Source organism: Rhodococcus sp. KB6 (assembly GCF_001445685.1).
GTDB lineage: Bacteria > Actinomycetota > Actinomycetes > Mycobacteriales > Mycobacteriaceae > Rhodococcus_F > Rhodococcus_F qingshengii.
Map to the genome: position 1 here is coordinate 575,562 of NZ_LNAK01000154.1, position 19,459 is coordinate 595,020.

The 19,459-nt window shown below is 62.0% G+C and carries 13 protein-coding genes and 1 rRNA gene; 7 read left to right on the forward strand and 7 right to left on the reverse strand.

What is annotated here, in order from left to right:
• Window positions 1-428 precede the first annotated feature (428 nt).
• The 5 genes from ASU23_RS30070 (at window position 429) to ASU23_RS30090 (ending at window position 9,858) form a co-directional block, all read left to right on the forward strand.
• A complete protein-coding gene (locus ASU23_RS30070) occupies window positions 429-2,282 on the forward strand; it encodes a BCCT family transporter (RefSeq protein WP_058039290.1) in 1,854 nt (617 codons plus the stop codon).
• A gap of 122 nt (window positions 2,283-2,404) precedes the next feature.
• Window positions 2,405-6,298, forward strand: a complete 3,894-nt coding sequence (locus ASU23_RS30075; RefSeq protein ID WP_058039291.1) for a Pls/PosA family non-ribosomal peptide synthetase — start codon at window positions 2,405-2,407, stop codon at window positions 6,296-6,298.
• Between the two features lie 11 nt (window positions 6,299-6,309).
• Complete coding sequence (locus ASU23_RS30080; protein ID WP_050655931.1) at window positions 6,310-7,611, forward strand: M1 family metallopeptidase; 1,302 nt, start codon at window positions 6,310-6,312, stop codon at window positions 7,609-7,611.
• Between the two features lie 175 nt (window positions 7,612-7,786).
• The gene (locus tag ASU23_RS30085) at window positions 7,787-8,275 is read left to right on the forward strand and encodes a hypothetical protein (protein WP_172827109.1); all 489 of its coding nucleotides are present in this window, start codon (window positions 7,787-7,789) and stop codon (window positions 8,273-8,275) included.
• A gap of 11 nt (window positions 8,276-8,286) precedes the next feature.
• Window positions 8,287-9,858: a flotillin family protein gene (locus ASU23_RS30090; protein ID WP_050655914.1), complete on the forward strand. Its 1,572-nt coding sequence runs from the start codon at window positions 8,287-8,289 to the stop codon at window positions 9,856-9,858.
• A gap of 45 nt (window positions 9,859-9,903) precedes the next feature.
• Here the strand turns inward: ASU23_RS30090 and ASU23_RS30095 are convergent, their stop codons facing one another.
• Complete coding sequence (locus tag ASU23_RS30095) at window positions 9,904-11,178, reverse strand: MFS transporter (RefSeq protein ID WP_052959811.1); 1,275 nt, start codon at window positions 11,176-11,178, stop codon at window positions 9,904-9,906.
• The gene (locus ASU23_RS30100; protein WP_007727164.1) at window positions 11,178-11,822 is read right to left on the reverse strand and encodes a GntR family transcriptional regulator; all 645 of its coding nucleotides are present in this window, start codon (window positions 11,820-11,822) and stop codon (window positions 11,178-11,180) included. Before ASU23_RS30100 ends, ASU23_RS30095 begins: the two co-directional genes overlap by 1 nt.
• Between ASU23_RS30100 and ASU23_RS30105 the strand changes: the two genes are divergently transcribed.
• Entirely contained in the window at window positions 11,782-13,119 is a 1,338-nt protein-coding gene (locus ASU23_RS30105) for a GGDEF domain-containing protein (protein ID WP_253741539.1), read from the forward strand. The genes ASU23_RS30100 and ASU23_RS30105 overlap by 41 nt on opposite strands.
• 14 nt (window positions 13,120-13,133) lie before the next feature.
• Here the strand turns inward: ASU23_RS30105 and ASU23_RS30110 are convergent, their stop codons facing one another.
• The 4 genes from ASU23_RS30110 to ASU23_RS30125 form a co-directional block, all read right to left on the reverse strand.
• The gene (locus ASU23_RS30110; RefSeq protein WP_047269707.1) at window positions 13,134-13,931 is read right to left on the reverse strand and encodes an SDR family NAD(P)-dependent oxidoreductase; all 798 of its coding nucleotides are present in this window, start codon (window positions 13,929-13,931) and stop codon (window positions 13,134-13,136) included.
• Between the two features lie 77 nt (window positions 13,932-14,008).
• Window positions 14,009-14,707, reverse strand: coding sequence for a class F sortase (locus ASU23_RS30115; protein WP_058039293.1), 699 nt, complete (start codon window positions 14,705-14,707; stop codon window positions 14,009-14,011).
• 129 nt (window positions 14,708-14,836) lie between these two features.
• A complete protein-coding gene (locus ASU23_RS30120) occupies window positions 14,837-16,291 on the reverse strand; it encodes a hypothetical protein (protein ID WP_242692479.1) in 1,455 nt (484 codons plus the stop codon).
• Between the two features lie 620 nt (window positions 16,292-16,911).
• A complete protein-coding gene (locus ASU23_RS30125) occupies window positions 16,912-17,370 on the reverse strand; it encodes a carboxymuconolactone decarboxylase family protein (RefSeq protein WP_007727180.1) in 459 nt (152 codons plus the stop codon).
• Window positions 17,371-17,417: 47 nt separating this feature from the next.
• Here ASU23_RS30125 and ASU23_RS30130 point away from each other — a divergent pair, with 47 nt between their 5' ends.
• Window positions 17,418-18,812 (forward strand): PLP-dependent aminotransferase family protein, encoded by a 1,395-nt coding sequence (locus ASU23_RS30130; RefSeq protein WP_082661499.1) that lies wholly within the window; start codon window positions 17,418-17,420, stop codon window positions 18,810-18,812.
• Window positions 18,813-19,122: 310 nt separating this feature from the next.
• On the opposite strand, the gene rrf is transcribed toward ASU23_RS30130, so the two are convergent.
• A 5S ribosomal RNA gene (gene rrf, locus ASU23_RS30135) occupies window positions 19,123-19,239 on the reverse strand.
• Between the last annotated feature and the right edge of the window lie 220 nt (window positions 19,240-19,459).

A 19,459-nucleotide genomic window follows, 5' to 3' on the forward strand; every position in this document is an offset into this window, starting at 1 on the left:
TAGTTGCGACCATCACAATCACAGTTAGGTATCGACACCTGACCGCCACGATCGGGCAAGCACACCAGGAGTTAACCACCTGACAGACAGGCTGTTTCGCCGAGTTTGACAAATGTGGTCAATCGGTGAGCGTCGACTCGACCGATTCAACTCACCGTACCAATCGAATTCGCCGTTCAGCATTCCACTCATGGCCCAATGCCACTATTACCCAACGATTTACAACCGGAACTACGGTATCCAGTGAGAACTTTCGCGACAGTGCAGCATCTTTCGTCCAGTTGAGTTGACCGAAACTTGACGTTACGTTGAATTTCAAAGCAATAGCCCGGTCTTGACCTGCGATGGTGTGAGCGCAACGCCCACCTACGCGTGACACGTGGCTGCCCGTATGGGCGCTGTGAATGCCTGAACGTTCGAGGAGTGGAATGACTGCGGTCAAAACTGCGTGGCGTGAACTACGGAAACCCGTGTTCATCCCCGCGTCGATAGTGATCTTTGCCCTGATCGCCTTTGCCGTGATCTATGCGGGAACCGCTGCGGATGCTTTCGAAACTCTCAACAACGCGATCAGCGACGGCGTCGGCTGGTGGTACATCCTCTCGGCTACCGGTTTCGTGATCTTTGCGCTGTACTGCGGAATCAGCCGCATCGGCAACATCCGATTGGGACGTGACGACGAGCAGCCCGAGTTCGGCATGCTCTCGTGGTTCGCGATGCTCTTCAGCGCCGGGATGGGCATCGGCCTCGTGTTCTACGGAGTAGCCGAACCCCTTTCGCACTACGTGACCCCACCCGTCGCCGGGCAGATCGCCGGATCCACGGACGCCGCAGCCAATCAAGCGATGGAACTGACGCTGTTCCACTGGGGCCTTCATGCATGGGCGATCTACGTCGTCGTCGGCCTTGGTCTGGCGTACATGACCTACCGAAAGGGTCGCCCGCTGTCGATCCGGTGGCTGCTCGAGCCGCTCCTCGGACGGGCTCGCATCGAAGGAAAGATCGGCCACGCCATCGACGTCGTCGCCATCGTCGGCACGCTGTTCGGTGTCGCGACGTCGCTGGGCTTCGGTGTCCAGCAGATCTCGGCCGGCCTCGACTACCTCGGCTGGGTGGAGACCGACAACTGGTTGGTCATCACCATCATCGTCATCGTGACGGGCATGGCCACCTTCTCGGTCGTCTCCGGCGTCACGAAGGGCCTCAAGTGGCTCTCCAACATCAACATGATGCTTGCTGCCGCGCTGGCCCTGTTCGTCCTGATTCTAGGACCGACATTGTTCCTGATGCAGTCGTGGGTGCAGAACCTCGGCGGATACGTCCAGGCCTTGCCCGAGCTGATGCTGCGCACGTCCCCGTTCGCCGAAGACGGCTGGCAGGGTGCATGGACCATCTTCTACTGGGGTTGGTGGATGAGTTGGGCACCGTTCGTCGGCATGTTCATCGCGCGCATCTCACGCGGCCGCACCATCCGCGAATTCGTCTTCGGTGTGCTGCTGGCCCCGACGCTGGTCGGTTCGTTGTGGTTCACGATCTTCGGTAACTCCGGCATTCTGCGTCAGCGCAACGAGGGCACGATGCTCGACGCATCCGGCGCAGTGGACACCAACACGTCATTGTTCACGCTTCTCGACGGACTTCCGCTCGGAACGATTTCGAGTGTTCTCGCGATCGTCGTGATCGTGTTCTTCTTCGTCACGTCCGCGGACTCCGGCTCGATCGTCATCGACATCCTCGCGACCGGTGGCAGCTTGGAGACCTCCAAGATCACGCGTGTCTACTGGACGTTCCTCTCCGGTGCCGCGGCCGCAGTTCTCCTCATCGTGGGTGGCAGTGGATCGCTCACGGCGCTGCAAACCGTTGCCATCGCCACGGCGGTACCGTTCTCGGTCATCATGGTGCTGGCATGTCTGTCGATGCTGAAGGCGTTCCGATACGAGGTCGCTTCAGCACCACGCTACCTGCGGGTTTCTACAAATGCCTCGGCATCGACCGACGTTCCGCAACCCACCGAAAAGCGGCTCCGCGATCTGAAGATCTCGTCGACCTTCGCCGGGCTGACCCCGTCACAAAGCGGAATCATGACGGATCCCTCCGACGCCCACATGCTCGTCGCGGTCCACGAAGTTCCCGCCCATGCGGTCAACATCGACCCGGATACCGGCGCCGTCGACTTCTCCGAGGAATCGAAGGTCGTCGATCCACTGGGCGGAGAGGTGTTCGACACACCCGAGTTCGCCGACTCGGCAGAAGGCCACGCGCAAGCTGCCAGTACGGACTGACCGGCACGTTCGGCATGTTGCATTAGGCATATCTGTTCACCAACTCGCAAACTTGTCATGAGACTTTCAACTCGACAGTTCGCAGGACTCTAAGTTTCGTGAGTAGAACAGGACCAACGGGTTTGCCACTCCAGTCGCAGTCGGAGACGGAACAATCTTTCGGGATTCCGTCCGTATTCCTACGGTCGGCGCATGCACCTGCGCCGCGCACGCTCATCGACATCGTGCGGGCCTCAGCCGAGGCCAACCCGGAAGCACCTGCCATCGACGACGGCGACACCACACTGTCGTACTCGGAGTTGCTCGACGAGATCGAGCTCGGTGCGCGCTGGCTCGGTGATGCCGGCGTCGGCGCAGGTGACCGCGTCGGAATCAGGATGCCGTCAGGTTCGCGTTCGCTGTACGTCGCGATCCTGTCGATCCTCGCGGCGGGCGCCGCCTACGTTCCCGTCGACGCCGACGATCCGGAAGAGCGCGCCGAGTTGGTGTTCGGCGAGGCGCAGGTAGCGGCGATCATCACCGGCGACGGAATCCAGCCGGGGACGGCGCCGAAGCGGCTCGAACATCCACCGGTTCGCGAACCCGAACCCGAGGACGACGCCTGGATCATCTTCACCTCAGGATCCACGGGCACCCCCAAGGGCGTCGCGGTCACTCACCTCAATGCCGCTGCCTTCGTCGACGCCGAGGCGCGCATGTTCCTCCAGGACGAGCCCATCGGGCCTGGTGACCGCGTCCTCGCGGGACTCTCCGTGGCATTCGACGCGTCCTGCGAGGAGATGTGGCTCGCGTGGCGCCACGGCGCCTGCCTCGTCCCGGCTCCTCGTTCGCTGGTTCGCAGCGGCATGGACCTCGGCCCGTGGCTGGTCTCGCGTGACGTCAGCATCGTCTCCACTGTGCCGACGCTTGCGTCTCTGTGGCCGGCCGAGGCCCTCGAAGCCGTTCGACTCCTGATCTTCGGCGGCGAAGCCTGCCCACCCGAACTGGCCGAACGCCTGGCCGTCGAGGGCCGCGAGGTCTGGAACACTTACGGCCCCACCGAGGCAACCGTCGTCGCCTGCGGCGCACTGATGGACGGCAAGAGCCCCGTCAGCATCGGCCTCCCCCTCGACGGCTGGGACCTTGCCGTCGTCGACGCCCAGAGCAATCCCGTCGCGGTCGGTGAGGTGGGCGAGCTGGTGATCGGCGGCGTCGGCCTCGCCCGTTACCTCGATCCCGCGAAGGACGCCGAGAAGTACGCGTCGATGCCCTCGCTCGGGTGGGATCGCGCCTACCGAAGCGGCGACCTAGTCCGGCTCGAGACCACCGGCCTGATGTTCCAGGGCCGCGCGGACGATCAGGTCAAGCTCGGCGGCAGGCGCATCGAACTCGGTGAGGTCGACAACGCCTTGCAGAACCTGCCGGGTGTGAGCGGCGCTGCCGCAGCCGTGAAGAAGACGGCAGCCGGCAACCAGCTCCTCGTCGGATACATCGCCAGCACGGATCCCGACTTCGATCTCAAGGCCGCTCATGCACTGCTCAGCGAGCAGCTACCAGCAGCCCTCGTGCCGCGTCTGGCGTTGATGGACGAACTTCCGACGCGTACGTCAGGCAAGGTCGACCGCAATGCGCTGCCGTGGCCGTTGCCCGGCGCCGGTGAAGATGCCGGGGCCGCGTTGGGCCTCGACGGCACCGCTGCCTGGGTTGCCGGCCTGTGGGGATCGATCCTGGGAGCCCAGATCACCGGACTCGACGACGACTTCTTCGAAGTGGGCGGCGGATCCCTCTCTGCTGCTCAGTTGGTGACCGCCCTGCGCGAGCGGTTCCCAGAAGTGACCGTCGCACAACTCTACGACCATCCGCGGTTGGGATCGCTCGCCGAATATCTCGACGAATTGGCACCCACCGAAACTGTGGAGCCGCGCATCGTCGCTCCGACACCCTTGAAAACTCAGCTGGCGCAGATCGCCGTCACCGTTCCACTCACGACGCTCACCGGACTGCAGTGGGTGACGTGGCTGGCGATCGCGAACAACGTCCTCGGCTGGTTCGTCGACGTCAGCTGGGCGCCCACGGTCTCGTGGTGGTGGATCCTGTTGGCGTTCATCCTGTTCATCACACCGATCGGCCGTATGACCATCGCCGTCGTCGGGGCGCGCCTGCTCCTACGCAAGCTGGAACCGGGCACGTATCCGCGAGGCGGTAGTGAACACCTGCGTCTGTGGATAGCGCTGCGACTCACCGAAGCCAGTGGCGCAGCCAACCTTTCGGGCGCACCGTGGATGCTCTACTACGCCCGCGCCCTCGGCGCCGACATCGGCAGCGGCGTCGATCTCCACACACTTCCTCCCATCACCGGCATGCTCGAACTCGGTGACGGCTGCTCCGTCGAACCCGAAGTCGACCTCTCGGGCCACTGGATCGACGGCGACGTCATCCACATCGGCGAGATCAAGATCGGTGACGGCGCCTCCGTCGGTTCACGCTCGACGCTTCTGCCCGGCGCGCGTATCGGTCGCGACGCCGTCGTCGAACCCGGATCTGCGGTGTTCGGCCGAGTGAAGGCAAACCAGCAGTGGGCCGGCTCCCCCGCCACCAAGGTCGGGAAAGCGAATCATCCTTGGCCTGCCGAACATCCGAAGCGTGCACCCGGCTGGGTGCCGGTATACGGCGTCACCTCGGTCTTCCTGGCCGGTATGCCGATCTTCGCGCTGATGGCCGGGATCGCATTGATCGGTTGGTGGATTCGCGACACCGACACGCTCGCGAGCGCAGTGCTCCAATCGCTGATCATGCTTCCCGTCGCGACCATCCTGAGTTTGCTCGTCTTCGCAGTCGTCACCCTTGTGGCCGTTCGTCTTCTCTCGATCGGGCTGACCCCCGGTTACCACCCTGTCCGCAGCCGCATCGGCTGGCAGGTGTGGGCGACCGAACGCCTGCTCGACTCGGCCAGAACCTTCCTCTTCCCGCTCTACGCGAGCCTGCTGACGCCGGGATGGCTCCGCCTTCTCGGCGCCAAGATCGGCAAGAACGTCGAAGCATCCACCGTGCTCCTCCTTCCCAAGTTCACGACGGTCGCCGACGGTGCATTCCTCGCTGACGACACCATGGTTGCGAGCTACGGCCTCGGCGGCGGCTGGATGCACATCGAACAGGCCAAGATCGGCAAGCGCGCGTTCCTCGGCAACTCCGGTATGACCGCCCCCGGTCGACGCGTCCCCAAGAACGGTCTGGTGGCGGTTCTGTCGGCTACCCCGTCCAAGGCCAAGTCCGGATCATCGTGGCTGGGTAGTCCACCGGTACGTCTGAGAAGGGCTGCCGGAGACACCGACGCCGCCCGCACGTTCAATCCGCCGATGCGACTCAAGATCGCCCGCGGAGTGGTCGAAACCTGCCGACTGATCCCCGTGATGGTCACGTTCGGCATAGGTCTCGGTGTTCTGTTTGCACTCGAAGCACTGGTCGGCGCCGTCGGATTCTGGTTCGCGGCTCTGTTGAGCGGCGTAATTCTGCTCGTCGCCGGAGCAGTGGCGGGCGCGATCACCATCGCCGCCAAGTGGATCGTCGTCGGGCGCATCGCCAAGGTCGAGCATCCGCTGTGGAGTTCGTTCGTCTGGCGCAACGAGGTAGCCGACGCGTTCGTCGAAACCGTCGCGGCGCCGTGGTTCGCTCGCGCAGCGACTGGTACGGCCGTACTGAACATCTTCTTGCGTGGACTCGGGGCCAAGATCGGTAAGGGCGTTTGGTGTGAGTCGTACTGGCTACCCGAGGCAGATCTTGTGACTTTGGGCGACGGAGCGACAGTGGAACGGGGGTGCGTCGTGCAAACTCATCTCTTCCATGATCGGATCATGTCCATGGACACCGTCACTTTGGGAGCAGGAGCAACGCTGGGACCGCACTGTGTCGCGCTACCCGCAGCCGGCATCGGCGCGGGAGCGACGGTAGGGCCTGCATCTCTGGTGATGCGAGGTGACACCGTTCCGCCCTCCACCCGCTGGCAGGGCAACCCGATTGCACCGTGGGTGGCGTCGTGAAGCCGAACCGAATGCTCGAGGAGCCGATCGATCCGTACCTGCCGCTCAACGGCAACCGCGGGTACCGCGTGTCCCGGTACGAACTGGAACTGACGTACAAGGTCTTCAGCAACCGTCTCGCCGGCAAAGCTGTCATCACCGCTGTCACCACCGAGAGCCGATCCAAGTTCAGCTTCGACCTCGCACAGAACCTGCAGGTGTCCAAGGTGTCCGTCAACGGTGCCCGCGGCACCAAGTACGCGCACTTGAACAACAAGCTGATCCTCACGCCGTCTACCAAGATCCCCGCGGGCGGTGCCCTGTCGGTCACCATCGCGTACAGCGGCAACCCCGAGCCGATCAAGAGCCTGTGGGGCGAAGTCGGCTGGGAGGAACTCGACGAAGGAACTTTGGTCGCAAGTCAGCCCAACGGCGCGGCGTCCTGGTTCCCGTGCGACGACCATCCGATTTCCAAAGCATCGTACCGAATCTCGATCACCACCGATTCCCCGTTCTATGCCCTCGCCAACGGCAAGCTGATCCGCAAGCAGACCCGTGCGAGTCAGACGACGTGGGTCTACGAGCAGACCGAACCGATGGCAACCTACCTGGCAACCATTCAGATCGGTCAGTACGAGCACCGGCAGGTGAGCGCCGGGCCGGTACCGGTCTTCGCCGTTCACCCACCTCGGCTGCGAGCAGCGTTCGACGTCGACTTCGGGCGCCAACCCCAGATGTTGGAGGTCTTCGGAAAGCTGTTCGGGCCGTATCCCTTTGCCGACTACACCGCTGTGGTCACCGACGACGAACTCGAAATCCCCATCGAAGCGCAGGGACTCTCGATCTTCGGAGCCAACCATTGCACGGGCAGGCGCGGTTCCGAACGTCTTGTCGCACACGAGCTTGCCCATCAATGGTTCGGCAACAGCCTCACTCTCGGGCAGTGGTGCGACATCTGGCTGCACGAAGGCTTTGCCTGTTACGCGGAGTGGATCTGGTCCGAGAATTCCGGTGGCCCGTCCTCGAACCAACTCGCGACAAACGCCTATCAAGGGCTCGGGCGTAAATCTCAGGACTTGATCGTCGCCAATCCCGGTCCTGCCCTGATGTTCGACGATCGAATCTACAAGCGGGGCGCATTGACTCTGCACGCCCTGCGCGGCGTTCTCGGAGACGAGAAGTTCTTCGAACTGATCCGTCAGTGGACCACGAAGCATCGACACAGCACGGTCAGTACCGAGCAATTCACCGATCTCGCTTCACGTTTCACCGACACTCCATTGCGCCCACTGTGGGATGCATGGCTGAATCAGCGCTCCCTGCCTCGTCTCTGACGCTCTCTCACCGCGATATCACCACGCCGAAACATTCCGAATGCGCCGATTATCTTTGTCTTACCTTTACTATAGAGGTGGGCCGAGGGACGACCCCGACAACACAATTCTCAGGGCGCGCTTCCTCGACAGGTAGATCGGGGGATCGATGTTCGTTGTATTCACAATATGTTTCGTGACCGGGGTCGTGGCCCTGGTCGGAGCCTTTGCCGTCGGCGAGGTTGCAGATCTGGGCGGCGGCCACGCAGACGGGCTGCCATTTCTGAGCCTGACAACCTTGGCCACAGCACTTTTCGGCTTCGGCGCCGGCGGCGTAGCTGCCACTCTCGCGGACGCTCCGACATTGGTAGCGGCGATTGCAGCACTCGCACTCGCCGCCGTTCTCGTTGTCGTCACGCGCGGCCTACTTCTCCCCTATCTCCTTGAACAACAAGATAATTCGCACATCGGACGAGCTTCGTACTCCGGGCTGTTGGGCACCGTCACTCTCACCATTGCAGCCGAAGGTTGGGGAGAAGTCTCGTTCGTCGACGCCGAAGGCAATCGCGTGCAGGCCAAGGCCGTCAGTGCACAGCCGATGGCGCTCACCACCGGCACCACCGTCTACATCGCCGATGTAGACGATCAATACCTTCACGTCGTCACGGTTGACGACGCGATCTAAGGACTCGATACATGCTGCCAATCATCATCATTGCGGTTGTAGTCGCAGTAATCATCTTCATCGTTCTCCCCGCGATCTACGTGAAGAACTACGTCAAGGTCCCGCCGAACGAAGTGGCGGTTTTCACCGGACGAGGCAAGCCGAAAGTCGTCCGCGGCGGAGCCCGGTTCAAGATTCCGGGAATCGAACGCGTCGACATCATGTCGCTCGAGCCGTTCAACGTCAGCATCAATCTCAAGAATGCGCTCTCCAACGACGGTGTTCCGGTCAACGTCGAGGCAGTCGGCCTGGTACGAATCGGTTCCGCCGACGAAGCGGTTCAGACAGCGGTGCAACGATTCCTGACCTCCGACCTGGACGAACTCCAGCAGCAGATCAACGAAATCCTCGCAGGCAGCCTGCGCGGAATCACCGCGACCATGACGGTCGAGGATCTGAACTCCAACCGCGATTCGCTCGCACGCAGCGTGGTCGAGGAGGCAGGCGGCGACCTCGCACGCATCGGCATGGAAGTCGATGTCATCAAGATCGCGGGAATCTCCGACTTCAACGGCTACCTCGAATCGCTCGGTCAGCGCCGCATCGCCGAGGTCAAACGTGATGCCGCGATCGGAACTGCTGAAGCAGAGCGTGATTCGCAGATCCAGTCGGCAAAGGCGCGACAGGCAGGCTCCGTCGCACAGGCCGAGGCCGACACTGCGATCGCGAGTGCAAATCAGAAGCGCGACGTCGAACTCGCTCGCCTTCGAGCACAGACCGAAGCCGAGAACGCCGAAGCCGACCAGGCCGGACCACTCGCGCAGGCAACGGCCGAGAAGGCCGTCGGCATCGCACGTGAGCAGGCCGAGGCGGCCCGCGTCGAAGCTCGCACCGAGGTCGAGCGTCGTCGCGCCCAGCAATCGGAAGCGGCATTGCAGGCAGATGTCATTGCACCGGCCGAGGCCGAACGCCAAGCCTCCATCGCACGCGCAGAGGGTGAGCGACAGGCCGCGATCCTCCGCGCCCAGGCACAGGCCGAGTCAGCAAGGCAGGCCGGCGGGGCTCAGGCCGATGCACGAAAGCTCGTCGCCGACGCTGTTCGCTCCGAGCAGCAGGCTGATGCCGACGGCCTTCGAGCACGTCTGGAAGCCGAAGCTGACGGCCGCAAGGTAGCGGCCGACGCCGTTCGCGCCGAACAGCAGGCCGAAGCGGATGGTTTGCGCGCCAAGCTCGAAGCCGAGGCTGCCGGTAAGCGTCAGATCGCCGAGGCGCTCAATTCCTACACCCCGCAGGCCGCGCAGTTGCTCACTCTGCCTGACGTTCTGGCAGCACTGGTCGACGCCACCGCAGCAGCAGCGAAGCCGGTCGGCGACATCGATCGGATCTCCATCGTCGGCGGAAGCGACGGGGCGCAGGGTTCGATCGGCTCGATCCTGGGCATCAGTCCCCAGGTGATTGCCGGTGTCATCGAAACTCTCGAAAGCTCAGGCGTCGATATCACCGGTTTGCTCAACGGCCTGAACAAGACCGCATCGGTTCCGGCTGGTTCGGTACACAATTCGGTCCACAATTCGGAAAACGGTTCCGCAACCGTGGACGCGTGATTTCGCCCCGGTCCGCCGACTCTCGCAGGAGTCGGCGGGCCGGCTTCACGCGCTCGGAAGATGTGAACGCGACTTGAAGAGAATCAGAATCAAGCAGGCAGCGGCGGCGGCTGATCCGAACAGCAGAGTCACCGTGTAGCTCAGTGCCGGAATGCTTTCCGACAGCATCGCCAGCAACGCAGGCACCGCGAACCCGATGTAGGTGATCGAGTAGAACACCGCGGTCAATCCTGCCAGATCGTCCGGCCCCGCGATTCGCTGGATCTCCAGCAACCCGGACACCAGTGCCATGCCGTACCCGCAACCGAGGATCGCTGCAGCCACGATCGCGATCGCCACGGTCAGCGTCGACGCAACCAGAGCAGCACCGGCCATACCGACCACCAGAAACACCAGAGCCACAACGGCGCCACGAGCACTGCGGTCGGTGTCGATCTTGCGCCCCAACGACTGAATCGCGAATCCGCATGTCAGCGCGACCATGCACAGCAGAGCCGAAAAGGCCACGGGCGCATCGCCACTGTGCCCGGTCATGAGCGCCGGAATAACTGCATACGCGACACTGGCGGCACCGAACACCCACGGCGCCAACGGAACGACGACGTAGAGGAATCTGCGGTGACCTGCCGAGGGGATCTTGAGGTCGTCGATCAACCTGCGACGGTCGGATTTCGCCTGTGCCGGTCGTGTTTCGGGCGCACGCCACAGCGCCATGGCGGCGAGGACGGTGATCGCGATGTGCAGCACGTACGCCAACACACTCGGCATGGGCGCCCACTGCGCCAAGATTCCCGCAGCACCCGCTCCCAAGGCGAAGCCCGCGGTCAGACTCATCGCTGCTCGCCGAGCACCTGCGCCTTCCGACGCCGTCGGGTCCCAAGGTTGCGTGGACAACTCCTTGACCCAGGAGCCGCCGACGGCCATACCGATCCCCAAGGCAATGCCACAGAGGATTCTTCCCAGGATGAGAGCAGCGGCGGAGTCCGCCCCGAAAGCGAGCAGCGTCGAACCGGCGATCGCGATGATCGGCGCGGGGAGCATGATCGGGCGTCGACCCAATCGATCGGACAGCGGGCCGCCGAGCAGCAGGGCCGGCACAATTCCGACGACGTAGGCGAAGAGGAAGAAATCGACCATCACCGGCGAATAGCCGTGGTCGAGTCGGTACATCACCAGCAGTGGGGTGAATTCGTTTCCGCCCCAGGCAGCGGCGAACATACTGGCGGCAACGGTCAGCCACAGCCACTTTCCGCCGGAGAGGCGTTCACCCTCGAGACGAGTTTCGGCCGCGGTCCCAGCGCCGATCGTTTGGGTGCTCATCACAGAGTTCCTTCGAAGCCGAGGCCGTGGACCTGGCGCATGTGTGTGAGGACGGCAGTGTTGTATCCGTCGGCATCGCCTGTGTCGACGAGGTCGGTAAGCGCGGTGTGATCGGCAAGGATGCGCGAGAGTTGGCCGGGGTCGCGTGAGATCGACCGGGCTGTCATCCGTCGTTGCCTGTCGCGCAGACTCGCGTAGAACGAGTCGAGCAAAGGGTTCCCACCGGCGGCAACGATCATCTTGTGGAAGTCTGCATCGATTGCGCTGAACGCGGCCACGTCCCCGCGATCAGCAATCTCACGTTGCTCGATCAGATTCGCGCGCAACGCTGCGACAAGCGCTTCCCGTGCGTGCGGTCGGACCGACACCACTCGAACGCTCTGAGTCTCGACGAGCTGTCTGGCACTGACTACGTGTTCCGCTTCCCCATCCGCGACCGGGACGATCAGCGCCCCCTTCTTCGGATAGAGGCGCATCCAACCTTCCGATTCGAGACGCAGAAACGCCTCACGCACCGGCGTTCGGCTCACATTGGTCCGTGCAGCGATGTCACCCTCACTGATCAGCTCCCCGCCGGCGAGCTCGCCGGAAAGGATCAGCTCCTTGACTTCGCGGAAGACGGTTTCGGAAGCGGAATACAACATAGACACAAGATGTATTTATACTCCATGCTGGCGCAACGCAGACATCCGGGTCGCCGATCCGAACATCTCGGTCCGATGCGGCATCGATCCAGTTAGCATTGCAATGTGCCAGACAGAAGAGGAATCAGTTCGCGATGAATGGCGCACGCTCCAGCCTTCGAGGACTGATGCACTCATGACATCGCAGATGAAGTCGATGAGGACGCTGACCCGCGAGTGGTTGATTCTTCCCGATCAATACGACCGCTTCACTCGCTATCTCCGCGACAACGGCCTCACGACCGCCACCCGGCTATTACTTGGCATCATTGTCATCGGACTGGGAGTGTGCGCACTACTGAACAGATTCAGCCCTGCCGGTCCGACAAGCACGATTGCGCTGTTCTTCAATACTGTTGTCGTGATCTCGTGCTTCGTAGTCGGAGTCTCATGGTGGGTCTTCGGCCCCACAAAGCGTCGCTCGTTCGGTTTCGTGGTCTTCTGCGACATCGCGGTCACGATCTCCGTCGTTGGAGATTCCTCCCAGCTCGCACGATTGCTCACCTGTGTCATTTTTGCTCTGGTCGGCATCTACATCGCCTACTTCCACAACCCGAAGTTGCAGATCGCGCACATAGCTTTTTCGCTTCTTGTGATCGCGGTGGCTGCGCAGCCAATTCTGTTCGGGCCGGATCGCGATCCAGCCCTTGGTGTTTCGAAAGTACTGGTCGTCATCACCGCGTTGGTGGTCTGCGCATTCATCTCGCAGATCGTGCTGACGATGCTCAGCATGGATGCTTCCAGTTCCGACCTCGATCCTCTCACCGGCCTCTTGAACCGTCGTGGCCTCGACCGCCACGTCGAGAAGGTACTCGGGGGGTTCCAGCGTCAAGAATCTGCGGCACTACTCGTGATCGCGATCGACATCGACCGGTTCAAGACGATCAACGACGTGCACGGCCACGACGTCGGCGATCGCATCATTCTCCGGGTATCGCAGCGGTTATCCGCCTGGGCACACGCCGATGCTGTCGTCGCGCGGGTCGGCGGCGACGAATTCATCCTCGTTCAAAGACTTTCCGTGCCAGCCATCGGACCGATGCTCAACTCGATCGGACCGGCAATGCACTCGAATACCGACGAGATACCGTCGACTTCGAGCATCGGAATCGCCGTGCGTACCCACAAATTCGTCGCCGGAGAAGACCGCGCAGCAGCGTTCACGGACATGCAGAAAGTCGCCGATTCGGCGATGTACGAAAGCAAGAGACTCGGCGGCGGACGCGTTCACACGATCGTCACCACCGCCGGCAGGTAGCAGTACGCACAATTTCAGTAGTAGACCGGCCCTGGCACTCCTCCACCCGCTGCCACTGCGTCACCGGTGATCGCGATGCTTCGCGGCGATGCCAGGAAGGTCACGACATCAGCCACCTCTTCGGCGTCGATGATCCGGTGTATCGAATTCGTCGCGATACCCCGCTCCACCTCCGCCTGCGAGCGGCCGGATTCTTCCGACTCGCGCGCAATCCGCGCGGTCAACCTCTCGGTCCTCGTCACGCCCGGATGGACGACGGTGACGTTGATTCCCTTGGGGCCCAGCTCGTCTGCAAGATTCTTGGTCAGTGCAGACACACTGACGTTGCGGATCGTGTGGGCGATCGAAGTTGCCTGTCTGGCACCCAAACCGCTGATGTTGATGATCCGACCCCAACCCTGATCGATCAGATACGGCGCTACAGCGCGCGCAGTTCGCAGGTACCCCAGCACTTTCACTTCGACTTCGTCTCGCACGACGTCGTCGGTGGTCGCCTCGAAATCCGTCGGCTTTCCGGCGCTGAACGGCGTCGCTGCCGAATTGACAAGAATGTCGACACCGCCGAACTCCTCTACCACTTGCCGCACCGACGCCTGAACCGCGTCGTCGTCTCGCGTATCCGTCACGACTCCGATCGCACGAATTCCGAACTCCGAAACCAAATCTCGTGCAACGCTTACGACGGTTCGCTCAGTGCGCGCGAGTATCGCGATGTCGACCCCTTCAGCGGCCAGACCTCTGGCGATTGCCAGACCGATCCCCTTGCTACCACCGGCAACGATCGCACGCTTTCCAGACAAGTGAAGATCCATACCTGCGACACTATCCAACAGGCGATCCCCGATCGCTACGAAGAGGGATCGGGGACCGTCGGAATCATTCCTGTGTCTCAGAGCATCAGATCCGCGTACAGGTAGACGTTGTCGGCGTAGTTGCCCACCCCGTCCGCGAATTGCAGTTCGCCGCCGCAGGTTACGACTGCCAACTTACGAGGGCCCTCCGGGCCGGCCAGCACGCTTTCCTCCACACCATCGGCCTTCGGGCGCGTCGTCACCGCAGTCACCTTCCACGACGTGCTCTTACCCGTCGCGTCGGATGTACGGATCACTTCACCCGGCTCGATCGTGCCCAGGTCGAACAGCGCGCCGTTACCCTGGCCGGTCAGATTGACGTGTCCGGCAATCAAGGTCGTGCCGGTGGCGGAATCGAGAGATGCACCGTCGAGCCAGATTCCGACGTTCTTGACGTTCTCCGGCGGAGTGAGAACTCCTTCCGGCACGGTGGCGTCCACGATCGGCGCCTGAACACCGACCGGGTCGAGCGAAAGGGTGTTGGGAGTCATCAACGCATCCGTAGGCGTTGCCGGATTCGCGGAGTGCGACATGACAACTCCCGGACTCGGCGGGATCGCAGCATCGTCATCGGAGGATCGCAGGCCGACGAAGGCCATGGAAGCACCGGCGACCAACACCGCGATGAGAGCCAGAATGAACGCGACACGACGCCCTTTGCCTGGACTCGCGGGCTGATCGTGGTTGGGATCGTCGTATGGATTGGATGGATTGGGATCCGACTCGTACATGGTCATCGAACTGTCTCCTGAGGGATGAGGCGCCCCCGGCACCTCGTGCGAATTGACGCCCCCTGCGTCTGATCAATGTCGGCACCGATCACACGAAGCGTGATCGGTGCCGACGTCTACTACACGTGCCTGGTGTCAGGATCGCTTGCGGCGGAGAGCAACTGCTCCGGCAGCAGCCATTCCGACAAGCCCGAGGCCCGTCACTGCGACGGCGACGTTGCGGCCTGAATTCTGTTCAGCAGCACCACCGTCGATGGCAACCGGGCGGGGGCCAGTGGCCGGCTTCGGAGCCGACGGCGCCGGAGTTGCGGGAGTTGCAACCGGCTGCGACGGAACAGGTGCACCCGGAACTACAGGCACGACCGGCACAATCGGCACGATGGGCACGATCGGAACAATCGGCACGATCGGAACGACCGGGGTTGCAGGCGTCGTGGTGGCCGGTGTGGTCGTTGCCGGTGTGGTTGTTGCCGGTGTGCTCGTTGCCGGTGTCGTCGTGGGTGCTGCTGCATATCCGACGCTGGCAGATGCATTCATCGAAGCCGGCCGAACGGTGTCGAACGACGCGAAGATCTGGCACTGTGCGCCTGCCGTGTTCCAGTGCAGGTTCTCGACCGAATCCGGAATGACGCTTGCAGTCACCGAGTAGTCCCCGCCGGCCGCAGCGGTGAGGCAAAGATCAACAGCAGTCGGTGCGTCGCCGCGGCCGTCGACCGTCAGTTGGTTTGCAGTCAACGTCGCCTTGGCATTGTCACCACAGACGGTCAGTTCGGTGCCCGCCGAGGACTGAACAGTGATCGGCTTCCGGTACATATTCGTATTCAGGGTGAAAACGGCAGTCTCGCCGGCCTTCAGAGTCCCCGTCGCGGGTGTCTTGCGAACGAGGTCGAGCGTCTGCGTGACGTTCATGATCTCGACGATGCGAGCTCGCTCGTCGTCACCGATGTTCCTGTCGCACAGGCTTTTGAAATCGGCCATCAGCGGATTGTCGTAGTCCGAGACACACCACACAAGCGTCTGCCGCGCCGAACGTGCATCCTCGCTGCCATTTCCCGAAACGACACCGTCGAGTTTGGCGGGATTCTGCAGCAACCAACTGATGACAGCGAGATCGTCGGCTGACAGATCGGGATTGCCCGAAGACGGCACCGTCGCACCCATCTCGTCGTTGTGCTTGTCAACCGGCAAACCGTTCTCGTCGACACCGGCACACGGATCGAGATCGAAGTCCGTGCAGTACATCCATTCCGACTTCGCAATTCCGTCGACGTCGCGGACACCGCAGACCGGAGCATCCACCGCGGCCGAGGTACCCCGATCGGTGGTGCCGTACATCGGCACGATGTTGCCGTCGTTGTAGTGATCCAGCCGAATGCCGGAGATGTCGAGCATCTGCTCCGAGGGCGTGTACTCGGTGCCCTCACACAACCCGGCGGTGAACGCCGGAGCGGTCGCGGTTCGCACCGGCATCGGCGCGGACACAGCTGGCGAAGCAAAAGCAACGCTACTACCGGCGACCGTTACGGCAATAGCTGCAGTTAGCGAGAGCCGGAGAACAAGCGGCCTACGCCGTGAACCAGACACAGTCATCAAAGCTTCCCTTTCAAGACATTTCGGTAGCGGGACGGTTGCCTGGATTCCCAATACCACGCCACCCAGCGCTCACTTCCGAGAGGATCAGCCGATCACTTTTGGCAATCAGCCAGTTACTGAATGGCAATGTAGTGCATGTTTCAAGAAAGATCACCCAATCGTCGAGCACCCAGGGCGCAGCTTGGACATTCGGATGACGAGTTAGCCATGAAGGTGACTGAACCTTTGTCCAACCGCACAACAATCGCGATCCCCCCAAAATCTGCTCATCCAACCGCGACGTTCCCGACATTTCGCCAACGCTAGCCAGTCGGTAACTTGGACATTCTGGGGAAACTCACAGGAAGGGGCGTTTTCAGCTCGCGCGCAAAAGAAGGGGCCCGCTATGCGGACCCCTTCGCCGGAAACTTCCGACCGAGACTGCTTTGTCGGGATTCGGGCAACTTGTAGATGACCCAGAACAATCTCCACTCACATTATGTGATTTGACTCACATTCAAAGAATCTGTTGGTTTTGTTCACACCCTGAACCAATCTTTTGGTCCTCTTTGCGCCGATTACCCAGATCTCCGACGGCGGAACCCTGCCCTGCCGGAGAGCGGAGCACGAGCCTCGGATCAGTCTCGGACCGGAGGCGCCTTCCTCGTGGTAACCGCAATGCGATTCCACGCATTGATCGTCAAAATGACGCTGATGAGCTGAGCCAGTTCCACGTCCGAGAATTCGCCGGCAGCCTCGCTGTACACCTCGTCCGGAACGAAACCGTCGGTGAGGACTGTCACGGCCTCGGTCAAGGCGAGCGCGGCACGTTCACGATCGGAGTACATCCCTCGCGCTTCTTCCCATGCGTTCAGTAGGTAGAGCTTCTGCTCCGTCACGCCGACCTTTCGTGCGTCGCGAGTGTGCATGTCCAGGCACCATGCGCAATGATTCAGCTGCGACGCACGCGTGAGGACCAGCTCGACGAGCGTCGGCTCCAGCCCCTTGCGTGCAGCGGCATCCAACGCAATCATCGCCTTGTAGACCTCGGGCGCCAGCTTTGCGATATCCAGTCTTTGTCCTGTTGCTGTAGTCATAACTCAAACGGTAATCCCGGAAAGACCCGGAAACATGGTTCAATCCGGTGGTGAATTCGTGGGCCAATCTTGGGTTCGATCTACATATCGAGCTGCCACAGGGAATCGGGGTTCGCGCTGCACTGCTTCAGACCCTTCGCGACGCGATCGACAGTGGACTGCTGAAGCCCGGCACCAGACTCCCACCTTCCCGCACCCTCGCGCTCGACCTCGGAGTTGCCCGAAACACCGTTGCGGACTGCTATGCCGAACTCGCCGCAGCTGGGTGGCTTGTCACACGGCCTGGTTCCGGGACCCTGGTCGCCACGCTCGCCAGCACACACACCCGCGAGGTCGAGCCATCACCGACTCGACGACGCTGGACCTACAGCCTTCTCCCTGGATCGCCCGACGCGTCGGCGTTTCCCCGCGCTGCATGGATTTCGTCCGCCAGACGTGCTTTGACCACCGCGCCGACCGACGCGTTCGCGACTACTGATCCCAGAGGCCGAGTCGAACTCCGAAACGCCCTCACCACATACCTGAGCCGCACCAGAGGCGTTCGCGTCGATCCGAACTGCATTGTGATCAGTGCCAGCTCGGGTCACGGGATCTCCCTCCTTGCCCGCGCACTCGGAGGAACGATTGCGGTCGACGCTTTCTGCCTTCACCTGCACCGGCAGTTGCTCGCCGACGAAGGGCTGCTGACAGTTCCCATATCGGTTGACGAATCAGGCACTTGCACAGACGAATTGGCGTCTACTTCTGCTGAGAGTGTTCTGCTGACGCCGACCCATCAGTTCCCTCTCGGCGGTCCCCTCACACCGGCGAGGCGCGCGACCGCTCTCGAATGGGCCACGACTACGGGTGGCGTCATCATCGAGGACGATTACGACGGCGAATTCCGTTACGACAGAAAACCTGTCGGTGCACTCCAAGGAATCGCACCGCAGCACGTTGCGTACCTGGGCACTGTCAGCAAGACACTGTCGCCGGCCATTCGCATCGGATGGATGGTGTTGCCGGACAGGCTGATCGAACCTGTCCTCGCGACAAAGGGACCCTACGAACGCTGGGTAAGTTCAACGGATCAATTGACCTTGGCGGACTTCATCGAATCCGGAAGATTCGACAGCCATATTCGAAAGATGCGCACCTCGTACCGACGACGACGCGATCAACTGGTTGCGACACTTGCGCAGCAAGTACCCCAGGTCAGGGTCGAGGGGATCTCCGCGGGACTTCACGCTGTGATCCGTCTGCCCTCCGGCACCGAACAATCTGTTCTTGCAGCGGCCCAGGCGCGCGACCTCGGGCTCGAAGGGCTGTCGGTCTTCCGACATCCCGACGTGTCGTCAGTCGGCGGTGACGGCATCGTCGTCGGCTACAGCACGCCGACGCAGTCGCAGTACTCGAGGACGCTGGATGTGCTCTGCGAGGTGCTGCAGGCGACTCTGCGATAACGCCTGTCGGATCTGCCCATCCGCTCACCTGCCCTGCCCTGCCCTGCCCTGCCCTGCCCTGATGGTGTGAGCGTACCGTTCCCCTCGTCCAAGAGGGTGAGAGTGCCGTTCACTCCATGCCGGGGTGCCGGCGGCGTGCCCGCCCTTGATGGTGCGAACGGTACGTTGGGTCGATCTGAGGCGACGAACGTGCCGTTCGCTCGAAGTCGGGGGTGCCGGCGGCGGTGCTTTCGGGTGTTGGCGGGGTGGGGTGTTTTGGGTACGAGAAAGCCCCCCAACCAGTACTGGTTGGGGGGCTTCTCTAATGTGTGTTCGGCGGTGTCCTACTCTCCCACACCCTGTCGAGTGCAGTACCATCGGCGCTGAAGGGCTTAGCTTCCGGGTTCGGAATGGGACCGGGCGTTTCCCCTTCGCTATGACCGCCGTAACTCTATGAAACTGTCACAGTAACCTTCTTCTGATCACCTGGTTTCACCGTGCATCAACCCGAACCCATTACGGGGTGGATGGATGACGGAGAAATCATGTTCTCATCAGTATCTGTGTGTTGTTTCAGATACCGCACAGTGGACGCGTAGCTTCTTTGTGGTAAGTCCTCGGCCTATTAGTACCAGTCACCTGCATGCATTACTGCACTTCCAGTTCTG

What these genes read in the sequence shown, in the direction of transcription:
- ASU23_RS30080 (WP_050655931.1), top strand. Translation starts at nt 6,310, where the DNA reads ATGCTCGAGGAGCCGATCGATCCGTACCTGCCGCTCAACGGCAACCGC.
- ASU23_RS30110 (WP_047269707.1), bottom strand. Translation starts at nt 13,931, where the DNA reads ATGGATCTTCACTTGTCTGGAAAGCGTGCGATCGTTGCCGGTGGTAGC.
- ASU23_RS30095 (WP_052959811.1), bottom strand. Translation starts at nt 11,178, where the DNA reads ATGAGCACCCAAACGATCGGCGCTGGGACCGCGGCCGAAACTCGTCTC.
- ASU23_RS30115 (WP_058039293.1), bottom strand. Translation starts at nt 14,707, where the DNA reads ATGACCATGTACGAGTCGGATCCCAATCCATCCAATCCATACGACGAT.
- ASU23_RS30070 (WP_058039290.1), top strand. Translation starts at nt 429, where the DNA reads ATGACTGCGGTCAAAACTGCGTGGCGTGAACTACGGAAACCCGTGTTC.
- ASU23_RS30120 (WP_242692479.1), bottom strand. Translation starts at nt 16,291, where the DNA reads ATGACTGTGTCTGGTTCACGGCGTAGGCCGCTTGTTCTCCGGCTCTCG.
- ASU23_RS30125 (WP_007727180.1), bottom strand. Translation starts at nt 17,370, where the DNA reads ATGACTACAGCAACAGGACAAAGACTGGATATCGCAAAGCTGGCGCCC.
- ASU23_RS30090 (WP_050655914.1), top strand. Translation starts at nt 8,287, where the DNA reads ATGCTGCCAATCATCATCATTGCGGTTGTAGTCGCAGTAATCATCTTC.
- ASU23_RS30100 (WP_007727164.1), bottom strand. Translation starts at nt 11,822, where the DNA reads ATGTTGTATTCCGCTTCCGAAACCGTCTTCCGCGAAGTCAAGGAGCTG.